The sequence below is a fragment of the Microcoleus sp. B13-B6 genome (assembly GCF_036705405.1).
Taxonomy (GTDB): domain Bacteria; phylum Cyanobacteriota; class Cyanobacteriia; order Cyanobacteriales; family Microcoleaceae; genus Microcoleus.
In genome coordinates, this window is sequence record NZ_JAUBUJ010000202.1 from 1 (window position 1) to 5,367 (window position 5,367).

The following is a 5,367-nucleotide window of genomic DNA, read 5'->3' on the forward strand; positions in this document are numbered from 1 at the left end:
AATTTAAAGAAAGTTTCTTCCTCCGCCGAAGCGGAGGAATTTATACATAAGCTAACGGGTTATTAGTACTACTCGACTATGACATTACTGCCTTTACATCTATAGCCTATCAACGTGGTCATCTTCCACGACCCTTAAAAGAAATCTCATCTTGTGGTGGGTTTCGCGCTTATATGCTTTCAGCGCTTATCCCTTCCCGACGTAGCTACTCTGCAGTGCTCCTGGCGGAACAACAGATACACCAGCGGTCAGTCCAATTCGGTCCTCTCGTACTAGAATCAGATCCACTCAAATTTCTAACGCCCACAGTAGATAGAGACCGAACTGTCTCACGACGTTCTGAACCCAGCTCGCGTGCCACTTTAATGGGCGAACAGCCCAACCCTTGGGACCTTCTCCAGCCCCAGGATGTGACGAGCCGACATCGAGGTGCCAAACCCCCCCGTCGATATGAGCTCTTGGGGGAGATCAGCCTGTTATCCCCGGCGTACCTTTTATCCTTTGAGCGATGGCCCTTCCATGCGGAACCACCGGATCACTATGCTCTACTTTCGTACCTGATCGACCTGTATGTCTCTCAGTCAAGCTCCCTTATGCCATTGCACTCTACGCACGGTTACCAAGCGTGCTGAGGGAACCTTTAGAAGCCTCCGTTACTCTTTTGGAGGCGACCACCCCAGTCAAACTACCCACCAAACAATGTCCCCCGCATTACGGGGTTAGGCCTCAGACAAGCAAAGGGTGGTATTTCAACAATGACTCCACAACGCCTAGCGACGCCACTTCATAGTCTCCCACCTATCCTACACATCACGTGTCCAAGGTCAATATTAAGCTATAGTAAAGGTGCACAGGGTCTTTTCGTCCCACTGCGGGTAAGCGGCATCTTCACCGCTACTACAATTTCACCGAGCTCATGGCTGAGACAGTATCCAGATCGTTACACCATTCGTGCAGGTCGGAACTTACCCGACAAGGAATTTCGCTACCTTAGGACCGTTATAGTTACGGCCGCCGTTTACTTGGGCTTCATTTCAATGCTTCTCCGAAGATAACATCTCCACTTAACCTTCAAGCACCGGGCAGGTGTCAGGCCCTATACTTCATCTTACGATTTTGCAGAGCCCTGTGTTTTTGATAAACAGTCGCCTGGATCTTTTCACTGCGGCCAGCATTGCTGCTGGCGACCTTTCTCCCGAAGTTACAGGTCTATTTTGCCTAATTCCTTAGCCATGAATCTCTCGAGCACCTTAGGATTCTCTCCTCAACTACCTGTGTCGGTTTACGGTACGGGTACTTATAATCTAAGTTTAGAAGATTTTCTTGGCAGCCTTTAGGTACACTATCTCGTTGTCCGAAGACTCTGAGTACTATCGCATTTCACCAGTCCCAGCGGATTTGCCTACCGGGCCTATAGCTAAGTGCTTTAACGAACTATTCCGTCAGTTCGCGGTACTTTCACCACTGCGTCTCTCCATCACAATTATAAGTAGTACGGGAATATTAACCCGTTGGCCATCGACTGTCCCTTTCGGGTTCGCCTTAGGACCCGACTAACCCGCAGCTGATTAGCATAGCTGCGGAAACCTTAGTTTTTCGGTGTGCGGGTTTCTCGCCCGCATTATCGTTACTTATGCCTACATTTTCTTTTCTAAACAGTCCAGCATGACTCACATCACACCTTCGACCCAGTTTAGAATGCTCCCCTACCACTTGTATTACTACAAATCCATAGCTTCGGTAGTATGCTTATGCCCGATTATTATCCATGCTCGTCCGCTCGACTAGTGAGCTGTTACGCACTCTTTAAATGAATGGCTGCTTCCAAGCCAACATCCTAGCTGTCTGGGCAGACAAACCTCGTTTTTTCAACTTAGCATACATTTGGGGACCTTAGCTGATGGTCTGGGTTCTTTCCCTCTCGGACATGGACCTTAGCACCCATGCCCTCACTGCTGGTAAACATTATATAGCATTCGGAGTTTGTCAGGAATTGGTAGGCGGTGAAGCCCCCGCATCCAATCAGTAGCTCTACCTCTATATAACTTATACCCAGCGCTGCACCTAAATGCATTTCGGGGAGTACGAGCTATTTCCGAGTTTGATTGGCCTTTCACCCCTACCCACAGGTCATCCGAAGACTTTTCAACGTCAACCGGTTCGGACCTCCACTATGTGTTACCACAGCTTCATCCTGCCCATGGGTAGATCACACGGTTTCGCGTCTACCATTACTGACTAAAGCGCCCTATTCAGACTCGCTTTCGCTACGGATCCACACCTGAAGTGCTTATCCTTGCCAGCAACGGTAACTCGTAGGCTCATTATGCAAAAGGCACGCCGTCACCCCACGAAAGGGCTCCGACCGCTTGTAAGCGTATGGTTTCAGGATCTATTTCACTCCGTTATTCACGGTTCTTTTCACCTTTCCCTCACGGTACTGGTTCACTATCGGTCTCTCAGGAGTATTTAGCCTTAGCGGATGGTCCCGCCAAATTCACACAGGGTTTCACGTGCCCCGCGCTACTCAGGATACCACTATCTATATCTTCTCTTACCCATACAGGACTATCACCCTCTTTGGTTAACCTTTCCAGGTTATTCCGGTTCAATCCGCATAGAATATCGTGGTCCTACAACCCCAGAATTGCCGTAACAACTCTGGTTTGGGCTAATCCGCGTTCGCTCGCCACTACTTACGGAATCACTTTTGTTTTCTTCTCCTCCGCCTACTTAGATGTTTCAGTTCAGCGGGTTTGCCCCCTATCGGGTAATGCATCTTCAATGCATTGGGTTGCCCCATTCGGATATCTACGGATCAATTCGTGTGTGCCAATCCCCGTAGCTTTTCGCAGCTTATCACGTCCTTCATCGCCTCTGAGAGCCTAGGCATCCCCCATACGCCCTTATTTTGCTTATGTGCCGCCTATTTCTATAAATAAAAATAGGACTTTCTTTAATAAAATCGTAACATGTTACGATTCTACTGTACTTTCTACTTTTTAAATGTATTTTATCTCAATATGTCAATGAACTTTTTTCCTTTCGGAATCGTGGAGAATATCGGAGTCGAACCGATGACCTCCTGCGTGCAAGGCAGGCGCTCTAGCCAGCTGAGCTAATCCCCCAATTTGAACTCAGAATTATGAATTCAGAATTACGAATTATGAATCCCAACTTCCAGAATTTCCTTCAAACAAGCTTAAAAAAGTAGTCCCGGGCAGACTCGAACTGCCGACCCCTACATTATCAGTGTAGTACTCTAACCAGCTGAGCTACGAGACTCTGTTTTCTTTGCTTATTCTTATTTTTTAAATTAACAGCGAGAGTAATATTTCCCTTTCAACTAAAACCTAACGGTTAAATCTTCTCTAGAAAGGAGGTGTTCCAGCCGCACCTTCCGGTACGGCTACCTTGTTACGACTTAGCCCTAGTTACTAGTTTTACCCTAGGCAGCTCCTTGCGGTCACCGACTTCAGGCACCCCCAGCTTCCATGGCTTGACGGGCGGTGTGTACAAGGCCCGGGAACGTATTCACCGGATCATGGCTGATATCCGATTACTAGCGATTCCAGCTTCACGGAGTCGAGTTGCAGACTCCGATCCGAACTGAGATAGGTTTTGTAGATTCGCTCCTGCTCGCGCAGTGGCTGCTCTCTGTACCTACCATTGTAGCACGTGTGTGGCCCAGGACGTAAGGGCCGTGATGATTTGACGTCATCCCCACCTTCCTCACAGTTTACACTGGCAGTCTCGTTAGAGTTCCCGACATGACTCGCTGGCAACTAACGACAGGGGTTGCGCTCGTTATAGGACTTAACCTGACACCTCACGGCACGAGCTGACGACAACCATGCAGCACCTTGTAAATTGTCCGAAGAAAAAACTGTTTCCAGTCCTGTCAATCTACATTTAAGCCCTGGTAAGGTTCCTCGCGTATCATCGAATTAAACCACATGCTCCACCGCTTGTGCGGGCCCCCGTCAATTCCTTTGAGTTTCACACTTGCGTGCGTACTCCCCAGGTGGGATACTTATCACTTTCGCTTAGCCACTCAGATTGCTCCGAACAGCTAGTATCCATCGTTTACGGCGTGGACTACCAGGGTATCTAATCCTGTTCGCTCCCCACGCTTTCGTCCATCAGCGTCAATCACTTAGTAGTAACCTGCCTTCGCAATTGGTATTCCATGTAATATCTAAGCATTTCACCGCTACACTACATATTCTAGTTACTTCCTAAGCATTCAAGTCTTACAGTATCAATGGCAGTTCCATCGTTGAGCGATGGGCTTTCACCACTGACTTATAAGACCGCCTACGGACCCTTTAAACCCAATGATTCCGGATAACGCTTGGATCCTCCGTATTACCGCGGCTGCTGGCACGGAGTTAGCCGATCCTTATTCCTACAGTACCGTCAAGCTCCCACACGTGGGAGGGTTTCTTCCTGTATAAAAGCAGTTTACAATCCATAGGACCGTCTTCCTGCACGCGGCATGGCTGGTTCAGTCTTGCGACCATTGACCAATATTCCTCACTGCTGCCTCCCGTAGGAGTCTGGTCCGTGTCTCAGTACCAGTGTGGGGGATCTCCCTCTCAGGACCCCTACCCATCATCGTCTTGGTAAGCCGTTACCTTACCAACTAACTAATGGGACGCATGCTCATCTTATACCGTTGGAACTTTAATTACATCTTGATGCCAAGTCGTAATGCTATGGGGCATTAATCCAAATTTCTCTGGGCTATTCCCCTGTATAAGGTAGATTGCATACGCGTTACGCACCCGTGCGCCGGTCTCAAACACCGAAGTGTTCTACCCCTCGACTTGCATGTGTTAGGCCTGCCGCTAGCGTTCATCCTGAGCCAGGATCAAACTCTTCATCGTATATTGTTCGTTAGATTAATCTAACATTGTTTTATTCGATTTAAGTCGCTAGGTTGTTTTCAATTTACTCGAAAAATCTTACTCTCTCTTATTTTCAAAATTACATCGCTGTAATTTTGTGCTGTCAATTCAATATGTCTATGAACGTGTCATTCTTTTTTATTCTCGCCTCTCATTCGATTAGCGGGTGCAAAAGTACAACTCTTTTTTAATCTGGCAAGCTTTTTTGAAAAAATTTTTTGATTATTTTTTCCTGACCACTTACCCAATATTTTTAAGAACTTGTACAATCCGATTCTTTCGTTTCGGGTCGGCAAAGATACTACCTTTACTTTTTAATATCCAAATCTTTTTTCAACTTTTTTTAAAGTTTTTTTGATTTGTTTAATACTCCAGTTTGTGTGTGAACTTCTGCTCTAATGCGGGTGCAAAAGTAGAAATCTTTTCCGTAACCACAAGCCTTTTGCAATCTTTTTTT

General features: G+C 47.0%; 2 tRNA genes and 2 rRNA genes. All 4 read right to left on the minus strand.

The annotated features are described in order from the left end of the window. Positions 1-42: 42 nt before the first annotated feature. A 23S ribosomal RNA gene (locus tag QUB35_RS38270) occupies positions 43-2,921 on the minus strand. A 133-nt stretch (positions 2,922-3,054) separates the two neighbouring features. Next, positions 3,055-3,128 (minus strand) — tRNA-Ala (locus QUB35_RS38275). 83 nt (positions 3,129-3,211) lie between these two features. Next, positions 3,212-3,285 (minus strand) — tRNA-Ile (locus tag QUB35_RS38280). A gap of 90 nt (positions 3,286-3,375) precedes the next feature. Continuing rightward, positions 3,376-4,889, minus strand: a 16S ribosomal RNA gene (locus QUB35_RS38285). Together the 16S and 23S rRNA genes with 2 tRNA genes alongside form the textbook arrangement of a ribosomal RNA operon. Positions 4,890-5,367: the final 478 nt, after the last annotated feature.